The organism is Photobacterium rosenbergii (genome assembly GCF_033022775.1).
Lineage (GTDB): Bacteria > Pseudomonadota > Gammaproteobacteria > Enterobacterales > Vibrionaceae > Photobacterium > Photobacterium rosenbergii_A.
Genome location: NZ_JAWJZI010000002.1, coordinates 322,436 through 341,214 on the forward strand (window position 1 = coordinate 322,436; position 18,779 = coordinate 341,214).

The following is an 18,779-nucleotide window of genomic DNA, read 5'->3' on the forward strand; positions in this document are numbered from 1 at the left end:
AACCAGAAACATAATTATAAAATTGGTGGTGAGCAATATGGATGCACATCGTTCCCTGAAATCTGATAACACCTTACGCCAGCCAGAAGTGGTTATGGCACCGGAAAGACTAGGTGCAATGCACCAAAACCGAATCAGCTTTGTCCGTTACTTTATTCGCCAGATGGCGCAGAAGAAATGGCAGGTGAGTCAATATGATTGGCAATTATCACCTGAAGGTTATGGTCATGCGATTTATCGCCTAGAAACCCAGCAAAACCACTATCACCTTGTGGTGTTCTGCGACGAAATCAGTGATGAAGAGCGTAATGACCGTGTCATTGCCGAAAAATGGGATGTCACTTTTGCCCTTATTCAAGGAGAGGTTGACTCATCGTTACTCGAAAGGTTACGTGCCAATGTACCGATACAGGAAGCTGGCCGTAATCCTAACAGTGCCTTGGTGTTAGCCCGTGCCAATAAAAGTGTGAGGGTATTTGAACACTTAGTGTCTAGCCTTGCCCAAGGTGAGCAGCCCGATCCACAACAGTTGGCGAATGTCGGTTATATCCTGCGAACGACTGCGGTATACGGCAACGGAAAGTTCGGTATTGCAGATTTCAAATTGCTGGAAGATAACCCAGACTTCCACCAGTCTTTCAGTGCCCAGATGTGTGCCGTGTATTTGCTGCGTGAGTTTAGTCTTGATTGGATTCATTATCTCGCGAAGCAGCAAGGAGGTGAAAAAGCCACAACCTTGCACCGTTCACTGCAACGCTACCTTGGCGTGGGTAATGCCACCGGTTTGGGAATGGCCCCCTATTTGATCAACCACCCTTGTATTGTTGATCAGTGGATGACCACTCGTGAGCAAGCATTGGGTGAGATATTAGATCAACCTTTTGACTCAGCTAAGTTGCCTCAGCTTAGCTATTTGCTACAGCAGGCGGTGATTCACCTTACACAAGTCGTCACGATTGACGATCACCAGCGTGAACTGAACAAACAGGCCACTGAAGAGTTAACCTCTTTCAGAAAGGAAATTGCCAACTTAGCTCTAGAGCGCACATCAGATTGGCATGCCTTTGTTGAGCTTTCGCAAGATCTTGGGTTGGAAGCACAAGAAATTATTCTTTCTTGCGTGATGGAGCTATATCCGGACATTGCAGATAGCTATCAAGAGAAAATGAACGGCGATGAGACGTTAGCACTGACCAGCGGTAAGAAAGTGCAAGATCTCATGCACTTATTAGAAAGTCGTTACCGTTGGGCCATTGAGACTGATTTCCAACTGCCGGAGAACAACTATTGGTTTTGGTATCGCTCGCAAGACAAAGAAGAGCCGCGCCTCGGTGTGCGGGGTGTAGAGGCGGGTGAAGAGCGTGAGCTGCCTTTGGATATTGGCCGTCAGGTATATCGACTTTATAGCGCCTTGCTACAAAGCGAGCCGCAACAAACCTTGGCCGAGTTTTTGGTATTGAATCCGCAGTTCAGGGGGATTGCCAAGAGGGCATGGACTTTGGGAAACAAAGTTATGGGTGATATCCAGATGAATGTCTTACACAAAGGCTCGCTACCTATGCACTTGTTGCGCTGTAAGCTTGCGGTATTTGGTGCAACCAAGTTCGATCCGCGCTCTGACCGTTGGGTGCAAGTGACTTTCTTCCAAGGTGCCCCCTTGCTGGATGAAATACACGATGGTGAGTGGTTATTCCCAACCCTGCCTTCGGTAGCAGAGTTAACAGAGCAAGATCCAGCAGGAGAAGCAAAATGATTGTATCTCATAATGAACTAGTGACTGCCGTATACAAAGCCTTCCTGGGTTTACGACGCTGCTGTGGTGAAGCGGATGTGATAGCAAATATGGTCGCTGACCTGCAGATGGTAGGTCTCAATGGTGTTAGCCACTTTAATACCGCCGTGCCTTTTTTGGCCAATGAAAAAGATAGCCCGGTCACCTTGGCAAAGCCTACGCCGGATCAAATTGAAGTCGACATGGCTGGAGCGAGCATCGCTTGTCATTTACCCAGCGTGATTGATTATGCGGTTGAGCAAATGATAGAGACGAAATCACTGACTATCCATGTCAGCAATTGCCATAACCGTTGGCTTGCTTATAGCGAACTGGTGAAGCTGTCAGCGAAAGGGCTGGCCTGTAAGGCGCAATGGTCAAATGGTTCTGATGCGAAAAAGACCCTCTATGTGCTCAATAAAGGGTGTGTATTCCCTGAGCTATATCAACACGATGAAGTCACTGAAGGCAATGTAAATGTGCATGATATGACCATTGAATTATCGGTTTCTAACTTCGCTCTCCCATCTCCGAGTGTGCAAGGGTATCAGCAAATCGATTCAGCCAGTTTACGAAACACCTACTTAAAAGCTTGGCGTGAGGGGATAGAGGTTGACGATGCAGAGTGGAAAAAACTCAAGCAAGCGGCAACGGTATTCTTAGTCGAGAACAGTGAAGCCTCTGCCAAAGGGGCGGGGGAGCTGGTCGCTTAATCGCAAGTAGCGCATAGCAAATAGTGGAAAACATAAAATAAGCGCCTCATATTAAATCAATATGAGGCGCTTTTATATCACTCTATACCAATCTGTTGTGTGCCTTTACTCAGAGGCTAGGCAACAGTTGTGAAGGCATTAGCGTGTTGTAATGGGCTTCCAGCAACAACTCATTGGCTTTTTCGATATCTGGTGCGAAGTAGCGGTCCTTATCGTAGAAGCTCACACGTGCACGTAGCATTTCCTTGGCTTGCTCCAAGCGCTCTGAACTGCGGTTTGGCGAGCGGAAATCCAAGCCTTGTGCAGCGGCGAGCAGCTCAACAGCCAAGATCCCCCGGGTATTCTCAGCCATATCTTTGAGCCTGCGGCCTGCAAAGGTGGCCATAGAGACATGATCTTCCTGGTTAGCCGATGTCGGTAAGCTATCAACCGAAGCTGGGTGAGCGAGGGTCTTGTTCTCGCTAGCCAGTGCTGCTGACGTCACCTGTGCAATCATAAAGCCCGAGTTCACTCCTCCGTTATCGACCAAGAAAGGTGGCAGTTTGCTCAGCCCACTATCGATTAACAGGGCCATGCGGCGCTCTGACAAGCTGCCAATTTCGGCGATGGCCAGTGCTAGATTATCGGCAGCCATGGCAACTGGCTCCGCATGGAAGTTCCCCCCTGAAATGATGTCACCGTCTTCGGCAAACACCAATGGGTTGTCAGAAACCGCATTGGCTTCGATTTCCAGAATATCCGCAGAGTGTCGGATTTGCTGCAGGCAAGCCCCCATAACCTGAGGCTGACAGCGAAGAGAGTAAGGGTCTTGGACTTTTTCACACTGCTGGTGAGATAAGCCAATTTCGCTCTCTTTGTCGAGTAGGTGGCGATAGGCCATCGCAGCATCAATCTGGCTACGGTGACCGCGCACGCGATGGATACGAGGGTCAAACGGGCGGCGGCTACCAAGCGCTGCATCGACAGACATAGCACCACAGACGGTACCTGAGGCATACAGATCTTCGGCGGCAAACAAACCTTCAAGCGCAAAAGCAGTGGAAGCCTGCGTGCCATTGAGCAGTGCCAAGCCTTCTTTTGGTGCAAGGGTGATAGGCTCTAAACCGGCAATTTTCAGTGCTGCCGCGCCGCTAATTACCTCGCCATTATGACGGGCCTGTCCTTCACCCAACAGTACCGTGCTCATATGAGCCAATGGCGCTAGATCGCCTGATGCACCTACGGATCCTTTCTGCGGGATACAAGGGTAGACCTCAGCGTTAACCAGCGTGATAAGCGCTTCAACCACTTTAGGGCGGATCCCCGAGTAACCACGGGCAAGACTGTTGATCTTCAAGGCCATCATCAGTCTGACCGTATGATCTTCCATGAACTGACCAATGCCAGCGGCATGGGACAGAACAATACTGCGTTGCAAGGTCTCTAGATCCTCGACGGCGATACGAGTGTTAGCGAGCAAACCAAAACCTGTATTGATGCCGTAAACGACTCTGTCCTCTGCGATCACCTGCTCAACGGCCTGGGTACTGGCTAACATGTCATCATAAGCTGCATTGCTGAGTGACAGTGTCACTTTGTGGCGACTAATATGTCGAAGCTGCTTGAGAGACAGTTTCCCTGGATTGATTTCAATTTGGTACATACAACGTCCTTTTGGTGTTATACCCAAGTGATTTCAAGTTGTATGATTCAGAGCTTCATCAAGGTACTCAATCCAAGGAAAATAACCGCTAGGAATAGTTATTCTATTTCAAGGTTATTTGACACTGGAGTGGGTGCCTTGATGAGCTCCCAAAGGGCGAGTTTACTTGAATATTAGGCGGTGTTAGCGATTTTTGATTTAGAGCCACTAGACCTACAAATCGCTGTCTTGCCTACCATCCAAGTAATTCTCGCTGAACCAAGCATCTTGAATTTACTTGGGTATATTTATATTTATTGGGTTGATGGGATCATCGGTAAGTCGAGGCCCTGTTCTTCGGCGCAATTAACCGCAATGTCGTAACCGGCATCGGCGTGGCGCATAACACCGGTCGCAGGGTCATTGCGCAGTACACGGCCAACGCGTTCAGCGGCTTCATCTGTTCCATCACAGACAATCACCATACCTGAGTGCTGTGAGAAGCCCATGCCTACGCCACCACCATGGTGTAGTGATACCCAAGTGGCGCCAGAAGCGGTGTTCAACAAGGCATTAAGCAGTGGCCAGTCAGATACCGCGTCAGAGCCGTCCATCATGCCTTCTGTTTCACGGTTAGGGCTGGCGACAGAGCCGGAATCGAGGTGGTCACGACCAATGACAATCGGTGCTTTCAGCTCACCGTTCTTGACCATTTCGTTGAATGCTTTGCCTAGGCGAGCGCGATCTTTAAGACCTACCCAACAGATTCGTGCAGGTAAACCTTGGAACTGGATACGGTCACGAGCCATATCGAGCCAATTGTGTAGGTGAGGGTTATCAGGGATCAACTCTTTTACTTTTTGATCTGTTTTATAGATATCTTCCGGATCGCCAGACAGCGCAGCCCAGCGGAAAGGCCCTACACCTTCGCAGAATAAAGGACGGATATAAGCAGGAACAAAGCCTGGGAAGTCGAAGGCATTCTCCACGCCAACTTCAAAAGCCATTTGGCGGATGTTATTCCCGTAATCAACGGTTGCTGAGCCTGCTTTCTGAAGAGCTAGCATCGCTTCGACTTGAACAGCCATCGACGCCTTAGCAGCTTTTACGACTTCAGCTTCGTCGCTCAGGCGCATCTCGGCAGCGTGTGCCATGGTCCAGCCTTGCGGCAGGTAACCATTCAATGGGTCATGGGCAGAGGTTTGGTCGGTGGTGCAATCTGGTACAATGCCACGTTGAACAACTTCAGAGAAAACATCTGCCGCATTGCCAAGCAGGCCAACAGATACTGGCTTACCGGTTTGTTTCGCTTCTTCGATAATCGCTAGGGCTTCGTCAAGAGAAGTAGCTTTGCAATCAACGTAACCAGTACGTAGGCGATAGTCGATACGGCTCTCATCACATTCAACCGCAATCATTGAAAAGCCGGCCATGGTAGCAGCCAAAGGTTGAGCACCACCCATACCACCAAGACCACCTGTCAGGATCCAGCGACCCGAGCTGTCACCATCGAAGTGCTGTTTTGCCATAGCAACAAAGGTTTCGTAGGTGCCTTGTACGATGCCTTGCGAGCCGATATAGATCCAGCTACCCGCGGTCATCTGGCCGTACATCATCAAGCCTTCTTTATCGAGCTCGTTGAAATGCTCCCAGTTAGCCCAGTGAGGGACCAAGTTTGAGTTGGCAATCAATACCCGTGGCGCGTTGCTGTGGGTTTTGAATACCCCAACAGGCTTACCGGATTGAACCAGCAATGTTTCATCTTCTTCAAGGCGTTTTAGCACTTCGACAATTTTGTCATAGCACTGCCAATTCCTTGCAGCACGACCAATGCCGCCATATACCACCAAAGCGTGTGGATGTTCTGCCACGTCGGGATGGAGGTTATTCATCAACATCCGAAGTGGCGCTTCGGTTAACCATGACTTGGCATTTAGCGTTGTGCCCGTTGGGGCAATAATGGTGCGGCTTTCATCCAAGCGTGGTTGGGTATCATGTGTCATGTGGCTCTCCTTGCAATGCTGTCACTGTAATAGTTTATAGAGACAGCGGCGTTAATTAACGTAGGGCACGGGCGATGGTCCAGGCCAATCGCGCAGCGAGTCGTGCTGTTTGGTTGTCGATATCAAATCTCGGGTTATATTCCGCCATATCAGCAACCAGAACTTTCTTCTCCCCCGAGGGAGTCTCGGCAGCTAATACGGTATTGATTAATGGTTCAATGATGTCATGCGGTACGCCGCGTGCTGCGGGTGCGCTGACGCCCGGTGCAGTACTGGCTGGGAACACATCGATATCTATGGTGAGATAGAGGTAATCACATTGGGCGATAAAGTGTTCCAGTGACTCTATCACCAGTGGTAGGCGCTGGTGGGTGAGTTCACAGTCATCGAAATAAAGCACACCCAGTTTGTCGGCTTTCTCATACAATGCCTGGGTATTGGCTGCTCGGCTCAAGCCGAGGCAGGCATAGTTGAACGGCCAGCCCTGTAATTCGCAAAACCGTGCGATTTGTTGGAAAGGCGTTCCTGAGCTGCCTTGCTCGGCAGAGCCACCTGATGGCGGATTTCGCAGATCAAAGTGGGCATCGAAATTAATAATGCCAATTTTGGGAACCGGCAGGATGGTGTCTAATTCTTCAGGCTCAATAACACCTTCCTGAGCGTGCTGCTTTTGCAGTAAATAACTGCCAATACCCTGAAAAGTGCCCCAAGCCACCTCATGGCCCCCACCAAAAACAATGACTTTGTGTTTCTGGCGCAGTGCCCGGCAGACATCTTCCCCTAAGCGTTTTTGAGCTAGTTCAAGGTTGCCATCGTTGCAGGAAATATCGCCGCCGTCGTATACGGGCTCGGTATGGTGCCAAGCAAGGTTTGCCAGGGCTCTTCTAATCGTGATAGGGGCATCATAGGCACCGGTACGGCCTTTGTTACGAGAAACACCTTCATCACAAGCGAAGCCTAGCAGCATAATGCCAGCATCATTCACTTCATCTGCTGGCTTAATCACCTCATGCCAACGTAACCCAAGGTTTCCGTCTTCGGGATCGCTTCGGCCTTGCCAGATACTCATATCTACCGACATGGGATTCTCCTTATTGCCCTGAACTACAAAAACTAGCTTGATTGAACAATTCGCCATTAACTATTCGCGCCTTGAGATCAGGTACTCCTAGACGGTATGACAGCTCAGCTGGATGAGATAAATTCCAAATGGCTAAATCCGCTTTCATGCCCGAACAAATCTGCCCTCGTTGCTCATCTAGTCCCAGAGCTTTAGCTGCATTGACTGTAACGCCACGCAGGCATTCCTCGGGCGTTAACCGAAATAAGGTACATGCCATGTTCATCATGGTGCGAATAGAGGCGATGGGTGATGTACCCGGGTTAAAATCAGTGGAAATTGCCATTGGCACGTCCAGTTGACGCAGCTGATCAAGCGGTGGCATTTGGCTTTCACGAAGGAAGTAAAATGCGCCGGGCAGCAAAGTTGCCACGGTGCCACAGGCGGCGAGCGCAGCAACCCCCTCGTTATCGAGGTGCTCAATATGGTCAACAGACAGGGCCCCCATCCGTGCAGCCATGGCACTGCCGCCCAAGTTTGAAAGCTGCTCAGTATGTCCCTTAATGGCAAGGCCATGCTTTTGTGCAGACCGGAAAACTTGTTGGCACTGGCTGATGCTAAAACCAATGCCTTCGCAGAACACATCGACGGCATCGGCTAAGTGCTCTTGGGCAGCGATTGGAATGATTTCATCGCAGATGAATTGGATATAGCTATCGGGATCACCCGCGTATTCTGGTGGGAGAGCATGGGCAGCGAGCAAGGTCGTCGATACATTGATATCTGGCATTTCGCCAATCCGGCGGGCTACCCTGAGCATTTTCAGCTCATCTTCAAGAGTGAGGCCATAACCTGATTTAATTTCGACTGTGGTTACCCCTTCATTTTTTAAACCTTGCAGACGCTCGCATGCCAGTTTGAAAAGGGTATCTTCTGACGCTTCGCGGGTTGCACGTACGGTTGACAGGATCCCACCGCCAGCTTTGGCAATTTGCTCATACGGCACACCATTAAGGCGTTGTTCGAACTCTTCTGCACGGTTGCCGGCAAAGACAAGGTGAGTGTGGCAGTCTATTAAACCCGGTGTCACCAATGCGCCTTGGCAGTCAATGACTTCAGGGTGACCGTGGCAGTCAAAATGATCTTTGTGACCGGCATACATAATCATGCCATCTTGAATACCAATCATGGCATCACCGATGACTTGGTAGCCAGCTTCGCCCGCTAGGGTGACCATATTGACGTTTGTCAGCACTCTATCCATTTCGTGACCCTGAAGTTATTTAGTGTTCTGCAATCGATAATGTATATACAAATAAATAGGCAATTAAAGGTTGAATTTCAAGGTGGGATGTAAATGAAATGTGATCGTAATTGTAATTAATTGCTGACAATCGTCAGTTTATGAGAGGGATCGCACGTTTGAAGGGCACTTAGGTAGAGGAAGATTTGGGCGCGAGTGGCCCAAGGAAGTGAGGGTTTATGGTCCTGTGGTTGGTATTGACGAACTTTCCAAATCCATAGCTATTAACAGATGGTTTTTCCAAACAAAAATATCAATTATTAGTTGCTTATTTATATCTAGAATTGCTGCCCCGAGCCCCGAGCCCCGAGCCCCGAGCCCCGAGCCCCGAGCCCCGAGCCCCGAGCCCCGAGCCCCGAGCCCCGAGCCCGCTTTACATTCCAACCTTCGTCCTTGAGCTCAGTTTGTATTTGTTGCCAGGATGATAGAGCAGGGCAGTACTGATTAAATTGCTGTTGCTCCAGGTACGGCGATTAAGCAGCAGACAAGGTGACTGTGGGCTGACTTTTAGCAGGTCTGCAATTCGCTGGGGAGGCAACAGCGCTTCAACGGTATGCTCGATATCACTGAGCGGGCAGGCTTTCACCAAGTATTCATTGGGTGTCTGTGAACTGAAGTCTTGCTTGATATAAGCCGGTGCATGTTGCGGGTTTACCCAACGCTCTTCGAGTTGAATCGGTGAGCTATTTTCGAAGTGGACGATTTGGGTGAAATAGACTTCTGTGCCTTGGCGTACGCCCAATCGTAATGCGATATCTTCGGTGGCATGGATAGTCGATTGGGAAATGACGTCAGAAGAATAGCGGTGACCCCGATTTTTTACTTCTTCGGCAATGTTGCGGATCTCCATCAGGGGGGATTCGGCTTTTTTGTTACAGACAAAAGTCCCCAATCGCGGCGTTCTTTCAAGAAAACCCTCTTTTACCAACTCCGTAATAGCTTTGTTGGCTGTCATGCGGCTTACCGAGAAATGTTCAGATAACGCCATTTCCGTCGGGATTTTGTGGCCCGGAGGCCATTGGCGAGTATGAATCCTTTCTAACAAGTAACTTTTGATCTGTTGATAACGAGGTGACTGAGCCATAACGCTTTTCCTAATTGCCTATACAAATCAAAGCAACATTTATTGTTGATTTCAAGTTTCTGTGTGCTTTTGCGTGAGGTGACGACAGTATTGTGAGGTTTAAGTGCGTAAGAAAATAAAATGTGGCGCGGCTTTGCAATCTGTCATAGGCGTTTGTTATAGTTGCAACCTCGCTTAGCGGTTTTGGTCTGCTCAGTATTGCAGCGCCGGACCCCTGAGCTTTCTTTTATTTAGCTCTCAAAGCTTTATATTTTTAATTCAACATGTCTTGCTTGGTGTGCAAGACCACTGTGAAAGGATATTTACATGCCTGTAATTACTCTTCCTGACGGCAGTCAGCGTCAATTTGACAACCCAGTTTCTACAATGGAAGTCGCGCAATCGATCGGTCCTGGTCTTGCGAAGGCAACTATTGCCGGTCGTGTTAATGGTAACCGCGTAGACGCGTGTGACCTTATTGAAGAAGATGCTAGCCTTGAAATCATCACGGTTAAAGATGAAGTAGACGGTCTTGAAATCGTTCGTCACTCATGTGCTCACCTTCTTGGCCACGCTATCAAGCAGCTTTACCCAGAAGCGAAAATGGCGATTGGTCCAACTATCGACAACGGCTTCTACTACGATATCGACCTAGAAGAGTCGCTTACGCAAGAAGATCTAGAAAAGATCGAAAAGCGTATGAAAGAGCTGGCGAAGACCAAGTACCAAGTTATCAAGAAAAAGGTAAGCTGGCAGGAAGCGCGTGATGCATTCGAATCACGTGGCGAACCGTACAAAATGGAAATCCTGGATGAGAACGTATCTCGCGATGACCGTCCGGGCCTATACCACCACGAAGAATACATCGATATGTGTCGTGGTCCACACGTACCGCATATGGGTTTCTGTCAGCACTTCACTCTGCTGAACGTTGCGGGTGCATACTGGCGTGGTAACAGCGACAACAAGATGCTTCAGCGTATCTACGGTACTGCTTTCCACGACAAGAAAGCACTTAAAGCACACCTTACTCGCCTAGAAGAAGCGGCTAAGCGTGACCACCGTAAAATCGGTAAGCAGCTAGACCTATTCCACATGCAGCAAGAAGCACCAGGTATGGTGTTCTGGCACCACAATGGTTGGTCTATCTTCCGTGATCTAGAAGTATTCATCCGTGAAAAACTGACTGAGTACGGTTACCAGGAAGTGAAAGGTCCTCTAATGATGGATCGCGTGCTTTGGGAACGCTCTGGTCACTGGGACAAATACGCTGAAGCGATGTTCACGACGTCTTCTGAGAACCGTGAGTACGCTATCAAGCCAATGAACTGTCCAGGCCACGTTCAGATCTTCAACCAAGGTCTGAAATCTTACCGTGACCTTCCGCTACGTATGGCTGAGTTCGGCTCATGTCACCGTAACGAGCCATCAGGTGCGCTACACGGCATTATGCGTGTGCGTGGCTTTACTCAGGATGATGCCCACATCTTCTGTACAGAAGAGCAGGTACAGGCTGAAGTAACTAGCTGTATCGAAATGGTTTACGATACCTACAAGACATTCGGCTTCGACAACATCGTTGTTAAGCTGTCTACACGCCCTGAGAAGCGTGTAGGTTCTGATGAAATGTGGGATAAAGCTGAGTCGGATCTGAAACTTGCGCTAGAATCAATGGAGATCCCTTACGAGATCCAAGAGGGTGAAGGTGCGTTCTACGGTCCTAAGATTGAATTTACTTTGCACGATTGTCTAGATAGGGCTTGGCAGTGCGGTACAGTTCAGTTAGACTTCGCACTTCCTGAGCGTCTAGGTGCAACTTACGTTGGTGAAAATAACGAGCGTCATACGCCAGTTATGATCCACCGTGCTATTCTTGGTTCACTAGAGCGTTTCATCGGTATCCTTATCGAAGAATATGCCGGCTTCTTCCCAACTTGGTTGGCGCCTCAACAGGCGGTTGTGATGAATATCACTGATGGCCAGGCAGAATATGTTCAACAAGTAGTCGAAAAACTTCAAAAATCTGGAATTCGTGTTAATGCGGACTTGAGAAATGAGAAGATTGGCTTTAAAATTCGCGAACATACTTTGAAGCGAGTGCCTTACATGCTTGTTTGCGGCGACAAAGAAGTTGAAGCAGGCGAGATTGCAGTTCGTACTCGCAAGGGTAAAGATTTGGGTAAATTTAAGATTGACGATCTTGTTGCTTACCTGCAGCAAGAGATTAGCAGTCGCAAGCTCAATATTGTGGAGGAATAAGGTATTAAAGGCGGAAGAAGAACCCAAGCACCAGTTAAGCAGAATGCACATCGTCTGAATGGTGAAATTCGTGGCGTACGCGAAGTACGTCTTACTGGTCTTGACGGTGAGTCAATTGGTGTTGTTTCTATTGAAGAAGCAATGAATACTGCTAATGAAGCTGGTGTTGATCTAGTTGAAATCAGCCCTAATGCCGAGCCACCAGTCTGTCGTGTGATGGACTACGGCAAGTACCTGTTCGAAAAGAGCAAGGCTGCTAAAGAGCAAAAGAAAAAGCAGAAACAAATCCAGGTTAAGGAAGTTAAATTCCGTCCTGGTACAGACGAAGGCGATTATCAGGTAAAACTGCGCAACCTGACTCGCTTTTTAGAAGAGGGCAACAAGGGTAAAGTCACACTGCGTTTCCGCGGTCGTGAAATGGCCCACCAGAGTCTTGGTATCGATCTTCTAAACCGTATTAAAGAAGACCTAGGCGACCTAGCGGTTGTTGAAAGCTTCCCTAATAAGGTTGAAGGTCGTCAAATGACGATGATGCTTGCCCCTAAGAAGAAGTAATTACGGCATTCAAGTAGCAAAAGCGCTGCTTAACCGCAGCGCTTTTTGTTCGCCTGATTACTATGTTATTAACTATCAACAATGCGGAGTCTCATCATGCCTAAGATGAAATCCAACAAAGGTGCTGCTAAGCGTTTCAAGAAAACTGCTGGTGGCTTTAAGTTTAAGCACGCAACTAAGCGTCACATCCTGACTAAACGTACTACTAAGAACAAACGTCAGCTTCGTCCAAACGCTATCCTTCCTGCATGTGAAGTGGCAGCTGTTGCACGTATGCTTCCGTTCGCTTAATCGTTTTTAGTTTTATATTTTAATTTAGTTAGGAGTCTCCTATGCCTCGCGTAAAACGTGGTGTACAAGCACGTGCACGTCACAAGAAAGTTCTTAAACAAGCTAAAGGTTACTACGGTGCACGTTCACGTGTTTACCGCGTAGCTTTCCAAGCAGTTACTAAAGCTGGTCAGTACGCTTACCGTGACCGTCGCAACAAGAAACGTACTTTCCGTCAACTATGGATTGCACGTATCAACGCTGCTGCTCGTCAGAACGGTATGTCTTACAGCCGCTTCATCAACGGTCTTAAGAAAGCATCTATCGAGATCGATCGTAAGATCCTTGCTGACATCGCTGTATTCGACAAAGCTACTTTCACAGTACTAGTTGAAAAAGCAAAAGCTGCACTGTAATTTCAGTCAGTTTTGATGTGGAAAGGAGAGCTTCGGCTCTCCTTTTTTCTTTTGGGTCGAAAATCAAATAGGGCTGATAAGACATCACTAGTCATATTGCCCCAGTAACAACTGGTTTTTAGTCAGCATTAAATTTATTCCACTCTGCAATTTCTGATTTCCTTCTCCTTTTTTAAGCACTTTCATCACGTCTGCTTTCATTATCAACGCAGCCTCAATCCGTTTCTCTAATCGCGAGATTTGCAGTTCAAGGCGCTGGACAGACGTATGACGTTTATCTATTGCCTGCTTTAACTGCCAGCTTCGTCGCAGCAAAGCCTTGAACGCACTGGCTTCATTTTCCTCTGTATTACATGATGAGGGAGTGATCATCGCCTCAGTATCCTGCTCGCATTTCTTGTGCTGTAACTTAAGCGTCTGTTGCTTAATGATAAGCTCAGAGAGCTGCCCCTCCTTAGCTTCACGCAATAACTTAAGCTGCTTTATTTGCTCCACAAGCTTGAGACATGCTGAGGTTAGAGACCTATCAAATGCCATGTCTAATCATCTAATTCATTGAGCAGTTGGGCTGTTTTAGCTTCTTCCAGCTTCTGGAGTAGCTTTTTGGATTCAGCTTCATCACGCACAGCTTTACTTAACGTAATAGTGGCGCTGATGAGAAAGAGGCTACAAATGCTGTAATAGCCTTTTATGAGCAGATCGCCAGGCAGCATCACGATGCTAATAATCATTGCTGCAACAGCGATAATAAAAGTGAGTTTTGCATAGTTAAGCCAGTATTTGTCTTGTGATCCCATGATTTCTTTCCTTGTTTCATCTATCAATCGAACGGTGTTTTATTAATCTAGGTCATGTTGGATGATAGCGCAATAAAAAAAGAAAAAATCTTTGATTCACGGTGAGAGGCGCAAAGGGATTGATATTAATTTGCAAGCTAGCAATAGCTATTTTGCTATACCGTTTCGTGGGGTAATCTACTTAGGTATTTTCTTTCAATGTAATTATGAGAACGAGATGACGCGGGTATTGGTGACAGGCTTTGAGGCTTTTGGTGGGCAGGCGATTAACCCAACGGCATTGATTATCGATCAGCTGCAAACAGATGTATTTCAGCAGACAATGAAGCAAGCTGGCGTCGTGCTGAAAACGGCTTTATTACCTGTTGTGAAAGGTGAGTCAGTGAATCATTGTATTGACGCGATTGAATCCTTTCAGCCTGATATCGTGTTGATGTTAGGTCAGGCGTCGGGGCGGGCAAATATCAGTTTCGAAAAAGTGGCGATTAACCTTGATGACTTCCGAATTCCCGATAACGCGGGTAATCAACCAATCGATCAGCCTGTTGTTGACGCTGGGCCTGCCGCATATTTTACGCAGCTACCGGTCAAGACGTTGATGCAGGCTTTGAAACAACAGGGAGTAGGAGCTGAAATCTCTTACAGCGCAGGTACCTTTGTCTGTAACCACCTGTTTTATGGGATAAGCCACTACCTTGCGACGCAAACACGGTTGAGCTCGATGTGCGATTTCATTCATGTTCCACTGCTACCAGAACAAATTGAAGCCGAACTGCAGATCACTGATAACCAGTCATTACCTTCTATGCCGTTAGAGACCATGGTAGAGGGCATTGCTTGCGCGATTGTTACCGCAACCAGTTTTCCATCAGAGCAGCAAATATCAGCAGGAACCATCAATTAATCCAACCTTAAGAGGAATTGGTGTTTTTTTCACGCAATCCAACGGTTTTCTTACGATTGGATTTGGATTTAGACGCATGTTTCTTTAGTATGTATCGTTACGCGAATTTATATCTCCCTAAAGGACGCCACCTGTAGGTGGATGAGGAAACGATGCAACATCTAGACGAGATTATTGCCAACGCAACGGCAGCTATCGAGCAGGCTGATTCATTAGTCGCTCTGGACGAAGTCCGTGTCCAGTATCTGGGCAAAAAGGGTGAATTGACCCTTCAACTTCAAGGTTTGGGTAAGCTTCCACCAGAAGAGCGTCGCTCTGCTGGTCAGGAAATCAACAAGGCTAAAGGTGCCGTTCAGCAAGCGATCGTCGCTCGCAAAGACGCACTACAGCGTGCTGAGCTAGAAGCTAAGCTTGCTGCTGAAACTATCGATGTGACCCTACCAGGTCGTCGCATTGAAAATGGTGGCCTACACCCAGTAACGCGTACGGTTGAGCGTATTGAACAGTTCTTTGGTGAGCTAGGCTTTAACACTGAGTCTGGTCCTGAGATCGAAGATGCATTCCACAACTTCGATGCGCTGAACATTGCTGAAGACCACCCAGCACGTACCGACCACGATACATTCTTCTTCAACCCTGATCTAATGTTGCGTACTCACACGTCTGGCGTTCAGATCCGTACGATGGAAAATGGCAAGCCTCCTTTCCGTTTCATCGCTCCGGGCCGTGTATACCGTAACGACTACGATCAGACGCATACCCCAATGTTCCACCAGGTGGAAGGTATGCTGGTTGATGAGAACGTTAACTTCGCGCAGCTTAAAGGCATCCTTCACGACTTCCTATGCAACTTCTTCGAAGAAGAAGTGGAAGTGCGTTTCCGTCCTTCTTACTTCCCGTTTACGGAGCCTTCAGCTGAAGTTGACGTTAAAGGCAAGAACGGTAAATGGCTTGAGGTACTTGGTTGCGGTATGGTTCACCCGAACGTACTTCGTTCTGTAGGTATCGACCCTGAGAAATACTCTGGTTTTGCATTTGGTATGGGCGTTGAGCGTCTAACCATGCTTCGTTACGGCGTAAACGACCTTCGTGCGTTCTTCGAGAACGACCTTCGTTTCCTAAAACAATTCAAGTAATCCAGAGGTTCATACACTATGAAATTTAGCGAATCTTGGCTTCGTGAGTGGGTAAACCCTGCGGTTACAACTGACGAGCTAACTCACCAAATCACTATGGCTGGCCTAGAGGTAGACGACGTACTACCAGTAGCCGGTATTTTCACTGGCGTTAAAGTGGGCCAGGTTGTTGAGTGCGGCCAGCACCCAGACGCTGACAAACTGCGCGTAACCAAAGTTGATGTTGGTGAAGAAGAGCTGCTAGACATCGTTTGTGGTGCATCTAACTGTCGTCAGGGCCTTAAAGTGGCTGTTGCGACTGTTGGCGCAGTACTACCAGGCGATTTCAAAATCAAGAAAGCTAAGCTACGTGGCCAGCCTTCTCACGGTATGCTTTGTTCATTCACTGAACTGGGTATCGACGTTGAGTCTGATGGCATCATGGAGCTTGCTGAAGACGCGGTAAACGGTACTGATTTCCGTGAATTCCTAGGTCTAGACGATGTTACTGTTGATGTTGACCTAACTGCAAACCGTGCTGACTGTTTCAGCATTCGCGGTCTTGCTCGTGAAGTTGGCGTATTGAACCGTGCTGACGTAACTGAGCCAGCTGTTGAAGCGGTTGCTCCGTCTATCGACGACGCAGTGTCTATCGAAGTCAAAGAACCTGCAGCGTGTCCACGTTACCTTGGCCGTGTGGTTAAGAACGTAAACGTTAAAGCAGAAACACCGTTGTGGATGCAAGAGAAGCTACGTCGCTGCGGTATCCGTTCAATCGACCCGGTTGTAGATATCACTAACTACGTTTTGCTTGAGCAAGGCCAGCCAATGCACGCATTTGATCTTGATAAGATCAATGGTGGTATTGTGGTACGTATGGCAGAGCAAGACGAGATGCTAACTCTGCTTGACGGTAGCGAAACTAAGCTAAATGCAGATACGCTAGTTGTGGCTGACCATACTAAAGCACTAGCAATTGCGGGTATCTTTGGTGGTGAGCTATCAGGCGTGATGTCTGGTACAACTGATGTACTGCTTGAGTGTGCATTCTTCGCACCGGACCACATCCGTGGCCGTGCTCGTAGCTACGGTCTACACACTGATTCTTCAATGCGTTTCGAGCGTGGTGTGGATTATGCACTGCAGGCAAGCGCAATGGAGCGTGCCACTCAGCTGCTAGTTGAAATCTGTGGTGGTGAAGTAGCACCGGTTGTTGCTGTGGAATCTGAAGCAGATCTTCCTAAGCCAAACACAGTAGCACTTCGTCGTACTAAGCTAGACAACCTTCTAGGCCACCACATTGCTGATGCAGAAGTGGTAGAAATCCTAGAGCGTCTAGGCCTGACTGTTGAAACAACAGAAGCAGGTTGGACGGCGACTGCACCAACATGGCGTTTCGATATTGCTATCGAGCAGGATCTGATCGAAGAAGTTGGCCGTATCTACGGTTACGACAACATTCCAAACCAGAACCCAGCTGCAGCACTTAAGATGCACGACCACGTTGAAGCAAACCTTCCTCTTAAGCGTGTTCGTAACCTGCTTGTTGACCGTGGTTACCAAGAAGCGATCACATACAGCTTCGTTGAGCCAGAGCAGCAGAAACTGATCGTTCCTGGTGTTGAGCCGCTAGTACTGCCGTTCCCAATCTCTGCGGAAATGTCAGCGATGCGTCTTGGCCTTATCCAAGGTCTGCTTAACACGGTTGTTCACAACCAGAAGCGCCAGCAGCCACGTGTTCGCCTGTTCGAATACGGCCTACGTTTCATCCCATGTGAAACGGCTGAAAACGGTATGCGCCAAGAGCCAATGCTGGCTGGTGTTATCGCGGGTACTCGTAGCGAAGAGCACTGGGACATCGAAACCAACACTGTTGATTTCTTTGATATGAAAGGTGATCTGGAAGCTATCCTTGAGCTTTCTGCTAACGAGAAGGCATACAGCTTCGCGGCCCTTTCTTCTGCAAATAAAGAGCAGCACCCAGCTCTGCACCCAGGTCAGTCTGCTGCGATCATCGTAGATGGCAAAGAAGTGGGTGTGATCGGTACTGTTCACCCTGAGCTAGAGCGCAAGCTTGGCCTAAACGGCCGTACTATCGTATTCGAAATTGAATGGTCTGCGATCAACTCTAAAGTTATCCCAGAAGCGGTAGCGCTTTCTAAGTTCCCAGCTAACCGTCGTGACATCGCAGTTGTTGTTGATGAAGCTGTAGCTTCTGGCGACATTGTGAGCGCATGTCTGGAAGCGGGCGGTGAGTTCCTAACCGACGCTAAGCTGTTCGACGTTTACGTAGGTAAAGGCGTAGAAGAAGGCAAGAAGAGCTTGGCTATTGCCCTAACTCTTCAGTCTGTTGAGCGTACGCTGGAAGATGCGGACATCGCTGGCTCTGTAGATGCTATCGTTGCTCACGTTTCTGAGAAGTTCGGCGCGTCACTACGTGACTAATTGAGTTTCCTATTGATATGAAAGCCCTGCCTTTTCGGCAGGGTTTTTTTTGCGCGTAATTTGTGGGTTGTTAGCTGCTCACCGCGCTGAAACTAGGTTTATAAGGCTGACTGGCTCTGTATTGTGATAGAGGCATACTTCTTAACGAGGCAAGCTGCTACAAAAACTCGGTGTTTTTAAGTCATTGTTTTATAAAATTGTCTAACACATTGTGATTTTTTTGATCTGAATCTAAATACGGTAACTTTCTGATAGATAGCGATAATTTCTATATTGAGATGGCTTGGTAGCAATTTGTGTTGAAAGTTAGGTGATTTATAGCAATTTTTACCGGAATTTATTCGATTTAAGCACAACTGGGTGCATGGAATGAGGCTATTTGTGCTAGTAAAAATCAATTATTTAAAGATAAGTTGACATAAAAAAGTTGGCGGAAATCAGCAAGTTGGCATAAACTTGTCTCTAGTTAGGATTGAGCTCAGTG

General features: G+C 48.0%; 16 protein-coding genes. 9 read left to right on the forward strand and 7 right to left on the reverse strand.

The window, feature by feature from the left end; all coding sequences use genetic code 11:
- The first annotated feature begins 37 nt into the window (after positions 1-37).
- Together R2X38_RS05665 and R2X38_RS05670 are read left to right on the forward strand one after the other, a co-directional pair.
- Positions 38-1,753: a hypothetical protein gene (locus R2X38_RS05665; RefSeq protein WP_317521200.1), complete on the forward strand. Its 1,716-nt coding sequence runs from the start codon at positions 38-40 to the stop codon at positions 1,751-1,753.
- Positions 1,750-2,484, forward strand: coding sequence for a DUF3726 domain-containing protein (locus tag R2X38_RS05670; RefSeq protein ID WP_317521201.1), 735 nt, complete (start codon positions 1,750-1,752; stop codon positions 2,482-2,484). Before R2X38_RS05665 ends, R2X38_RS05670 begins: the two co-directional genes overlap by 4 nt.
- A 109-nt stretch (positions 2,485-2,593) precedes the next feature.
- Here the strand turns inward: R2X38_RS05670 and hutH are convergent, their stop codons facing one another.
- The 5 genes from hutH to hutC all read right to left on the reverse strand — a co-directional run bounded on the left by hutH (position 2,594) and on the right by hutC (position 9,555).
- A complete protein-coding gene (hutH, locus tag R2X38_RS05675) occupies positions 2,594-4,126 on the reverse strand; it encodes a histidine ammonia-lyase (RefSeq protein WP_317521202.1) in 1,533 nt (510 codons plus the stop codon).
- Between the two features lie 293 nt (positions 4,127-4,419).
- Complete coding sequence (gene hutU, locus R2X38_RS05680; protein ID WP_317521203.1) at positions 4,420-6,108, reverse strand: urocanate hydratase; 1,689 nt, start codon at positions 6,106-6,108, stop codon at positions 4,420-4,422.
- Positions 6,109-6,163: 55 nt separating this feature from the next.
- The gene (gene hutG, locus R2X38_RS05685) at positions 6,164-7,189 is read right to left on the reverse strand and encodes a formimidoylglutamase (protein ID WP_317521204.1); all 1,026 of its coding nucleotides are present in this window, start codon (positions 7,187-7,189) and stop codon (positions 6,164-6,166) included.
- Positions 7,190-7,199: 10 nt separating this feature from the next.
- Entirely contained in the window at positions 7,200-8,432 is a 1,233-nt protein-coding gene (hutI, locus tag R2X38_RS05690; protein WP_317521205.1) for an imidazolonepropionase, read from the reverse strand.
- Positions 8,433-8,844: 412 nt separating this feature from the next.
- A complete protein-coding gene (gene hutC / locus R2X38_RS05695) occupies positions 8,845-9,555 on the reverse strand; it encodes a histidine utilization repressor (protein WP_317521206.1) in 711 nt (236 codons plus the stop codon).
- A 306-nt stretch (positions 9,556-9,861) separates the two neighbouring features.
- Between hutC and thrS the strand changes: the two genes are divergently transcribed.
- The 4 genes from thrS (at position 9,862) to rplT (ending at position 13,034) form a co-directional block, all read left to right on the forward strand.
- Complete coding sequence (thrS, locus tag R2X38_RS05700) at positions 9,862-11,793, forward strand: threonine--tRNA ligase (RefSeq protein WP_317521207.1); 1,932 nt, start codon at positions 9,862-9,864, stop codon at positions 11,791-11,793.
- Between the two features lie 3 nt (positions 11,794-11,796).
- Positions 11,797-12,348, forward strand: a complete 552-nt coding sequence (gene infC, locus R2X38_RS05705) for a translation initiation factor IF-3 (RefSeq protein WP_082060595.1) — start codon at positions 11,797-11,799, stop codon at positions 12,346-12,348.
- 96 nt (positions 12,349-12,444) lie between these two features.
- Positions 12,445-12,639: a 50S ribosomal protein L35 gene (rpmI, locus tag R2X38_RS05710; RefSeq protein WP_007469870.1), complete on the forward strand. Its 195-nt coding sequence runs from the start codon at positions 12,445-12,447 to the stop codon at positions 12,637-12,639.
- A 41-nt stretch (positions 12,640-12,680) separates the two neighbouring features.
- Positions 12,681-13,034: a 50S ribosomal protein L20 gene (rplT, locus tag R2X38_RS05715; protein WP_007469869.1), complete on the forward strand. Its 354-nt coding sequence runs from the start codon at positions 12,681-12,683 to the stop codon at positions 13,032-13,034.
- Positions 13,035-13,121: 87 nt separating this feature from the next.
- On the opposite strand, the gene R2X38_RS05720 is transcribed toward rplT, so the two are convergent.
- Both R2X38_RS05720 and R2X38_RS05725 read right to left on the reverse strand, forming a co-directional pair.
- Positions 13,122-13,571 carry a hypothetical protein gene (locus R2X38_RS05720; RefSeq protein ID WP_317521210.1) on the reverse strand — a complete coding sequence of 150 codons (450 nt, stop codon included), beginning with the start codon at positions 13,569-13,571 and terminating at the stop codon, positions 13,122-13,124.
- Positions 13,572-13,573: 2 nt separating this feature from the next.
- Entirely contained in the window at positions 13,574-13,831 is a 258-nt protein-coding gene (locus R2X38_RS05725; protein ID WP_317521211.1) for a YiaA/YiaB family inner membrane protein, read from the reverse strand.
- 217 nt (positions 13,832-14,048) lie between these two features.
- On the opposite strand from R2X38_RS05725, the gene pcp reads away from it, so the two are divergent.
- The 3 genes from pcp to pheT all read left to right on the forward strand — a co-directional run bounded on the left by pcp (position 14,049) and on the right by pheT (position 18,295).
- Positions 14,049-14,735: a pyroglutamyl-peptidase I gene (pcp, locus tag R2X38_RS05730; protein WP_317521212.1), complete on the forward strand. Its 687-nt coding sequence runs from the start codon at positions 14,049-14,051 to the stop codon at positions 14,733-14,735.
- A 152-nt stretch (positions 14,736-14,887) separates the two neighbouring features.
- Entirely contained in the window at positions 14,888-15,871 is a 984-nt protein-coding gene (gene pheS / locus R2X38_RS05735; RefSeq protein WP_107297789.1) for a phenylalanine--tRNA ligase subunit alpha, read from the forward strand.
- Positions 15,872-15,889: 18 nt separating this feature from the next.
- Positions 15,890-18,295: a phenylalanine--tRNA ligase subunit beta gene (gene pheT, locus R2X38_RS05740; protein WP_317521214.1), complete on the forward strand. Its 2,406-nt coding sequence runs from the start codon at positions 15,890-15,892 to the stop codon at positions 18,293-18,295.
- Positions 18,296-18,779 lie beyond the last annotated feature (484 nt).

Excerpts from the sequence above, each read along its gene's own strand:
- R2X38_RS05665 (WP_317521200.1), top strand. The coding sequence starts at position 38 with ATGGATGCACATCGTTCCCTGAAATCTGATAACACCTTACGCCAGCCA.
- thrS (WP_317521207.1), top strand. The coding sequence starts at position 9,862 with ATGCCTGTAATTACTCTTCCTGACGGCAGTCAGCGTCAATTTGACAAC.
- rplT (WP_007469869.1), top strand. The coding sequence starts at position 12,681 with ATGCCTCGCGTAAAACGTGGTGTACAAGCACGTGCACGTCACAAGAAA.
- hutI (WP_317521205.1), bottom strand. The coding sequence starts at position 8,432 with ATGGATAGAGTGCTGACAAACGTCAATATGGTCACCCTAGCGGGCGAA.
- R2X38_RS05720 (WP_317521210.1), bottom strand. The coding sequence starts at position 13,571 with ATGGCATTTGATAGGTCTCTAACCTCAGCATGTCTCAAGCTTGTGGAG.
- pcp (WP_317521212.1), top strand. The coding sequence starts at position 14,049 with ATGACGCGGGTATTGGTGACAGGCTTTGAGGCTTTTGGTGGGCAGGCG.
- pheT (WP_317521214.1), top strand. The coding sequence starts at position 15,890 with ATGAAATTTAGCGAATCTTGGCTTCGTGAGTGGGTAAACCCTGCGGTT.
- hutC (WP_317521206.1), bottom strand. The coding sequence starts at position 9,555 with ATGGCTCAGTCACCTCGTTATCAACAGATCAAAAGTTACTTGTTAGAA.
- R2X38_RS05725 (WP_317521211.1), bottom strand. The coding sequence starts at position 13,831 with ATGGGATCACAAGACAAATACTGGCTTAACTATGCAAAACTCACTTTT.
- hutH (WP_317521202.1), bottom strand. The coding sequence starts at position 4,126 with ATGTACCAAATTGAAATCAATCCAGGGAAACTGTCTCTCAAGCAGCTT.
- rpmI (WP_007469870.1), top strand. The coding sequence starts at position 12,445 with ATGCCTAAGATGAAATCCAACAAAGGTGCTGCTAAGCGTTTCAAGAAA.
- pheS (WP_107297789.1), top strand. The coding sequence starts at position 14,888 with ATGCAACATCTAGACGAGATTATTGCCAACGCAACGGCAGCTATCGAG.
- hutG (WP_317521204.1), bottom strand. The coding sequence starts at position 7,189 with ATGTCGGTAGATATGAGTATCTGGCAAGGCCGAAGCGATCCCGAAGAC.
- hutU (WP_317521203.1), bottom strand. The coding sequence starts at position 6,108 with ATGACACATGATACCCAACCACGCTTGGATGAAAGCCGCACCATTATT.
- R2X38_RS05670 (WP_317521201.1), top strand. The coding sequence starts at position 1,750 with ATGATTGTATCTCATAATGAACTAGTGACTGCCGTATACAAAGCCTTC.